Here is a 1,455-nt window from a genome sequence, read left to right on the forward strand (position 1 = left end):
CTATTGCATTCACACATCTCGGTTGCGTTTTGGGGCGAAGCTCGATTCTATTTGGGCCGGGACGCTGAAGGAGGTTTGAATGACCGGGATCGAGTACGGGCTGGGGCGATTTGGCGATCGCCGCCTGGAAAAAGGGGGGTCTGCTTGCATCGGGCGCTGGTGGCGCGGCCTGGATCGTGTATCCGGCGGCTCGGAGGCAAACGGGCGGCCGAAATGCAATTCACGCGGCTTTTGCGCAACCCTTCGGTAACGGCGGCAGAGATGTCGCTCCATGCCGGAAGGCTGACCGGACGGCGCGTGGCGGGTCGTCATGTCGTTGCCGTGCAAGACACCTCGGAGTTGGTGCTGGGCAGCCGGCGGGCGCGAGCCGGCTATGGCCCGGTCGGCAGGGGCAACGTGGCAGGCCTGCTGCTGCACCCCGTGCTGGCGTTGGAGGCCGGCACGGGAGCGCTGCTGGGCCTGGTCTCGATGCAGGTCTGGAACCGCAACGCGGGTGAACTGGCGCCGCGGCGCCAGCGGGTGACGGCCAATAAGGAGTCGCGGCGCTGGATCGACGCGACCAAGCAGGCTGGCGCGGTTCTGGATGGTGCGGCCAGCATCACCATGGTGTCGGACCGCGAGAGCGACTTTTACGAACTCTTCGCGGAGCGCCCGCACAATGTCGACCTGATCGTGCGGGCCTGCCAGAACCGGCGCATCGAGGCGCCGCAAGAAGGGCCAGACTTGCTGCTCGCCTTCATCGACGCCCAGCCCGAGCAAGGCCGCTTTGCCGTGACCATCCCCGCTGCGCCCGGGCGACGAGCGCGAGACGCCGAACTTGCGCTGCGCTTCGCCCCGGTGGCGGTGCGCCGGCCGCTCAATGCAGCCGATCCGGCGTTGCCCGAGACGGTCGATTTAACACTGGTCGATGTTCGCGAGGTGTCGAAACCGGAAGAGGGCAGCGAACCGGTGCATTGGCGGTTGCTGACAACCCACTGTGTCGCCACCAAGGTCGAAGCGCGCCGTATCGTCGACCTCTACCGGTCGCGCTGGACCATCGAGGAGTTCTTCCGCACCCTCAAGACGGCGGGCTTCGATATCGAGGCCGCCGACATCGGCGATCCGCACGCCATGATCAACTTCGCCGCCGCTGCCACGATCGCCGCCGTCACCATCAAGCAACTCGTGCAGGCCCGCGACGGCAACACCGATCAGCGCCTCAGCGATGCTTTCGATCCCGACGACCAGACCATCCTCGAAGCTGTCTCAGCCAAGCTCGAAGGCAAAACCGAGCGACAACGCAATCCCCATCCCAAAGGCTCTCTGGCCTTCGCCGCCTGGGTCATCGCACGCCTCGGCGGCTGGACCGGCTACTACGGCAAGCCCGGCCCAAAGGTCATGCGCATCGGCCTCGCCGAATTCTGGGCCATCAAATACGGCGCCAACCTCGGACTGCGAAATGTGTGAATCCGATAG

General features: G+C 65.6%; 1 protein-coding gene. It reads left to right on the forward strand.

Annotated features, from left to right (window positions below):
- Positions 1 to 213 precede the first annotated feature (213 nt).
- On the forward strand, positions 214 to 1,446 hold the full coding sequence (locus NKJ06_RS35390) for an IS4 family transposase (protein ID WP_352636332.1): 1,233 nt from the start codon (positions 214 to 216) through the stop codon (positions 1,444 to 1,446).
- The last annotated feature ends 9 nt before the right edge of the window (positions 1,447 to 1,455 follow it).

The sequence above is a fragment of the Mesorhizobium sp. M0293 genome (genome assembly GCF_040321735.1).
Taxonomy (GTDB): domain Bacteria; phylum Pseudomonadota; class Alphaproteobacteria; order Rhizobiales; family Rhizobiaceae; genus Mesorhizobium.

Excerpts from the sequence above, each read along its gene's own strand:
- NKJ06_RS35390 (WP_352636332.1), top strand. The coding sequence starts at position 214 with ATGCAATTCACGCGGCTTTTGCGCAACCCTTCGGTAACGGCGGCAGAG.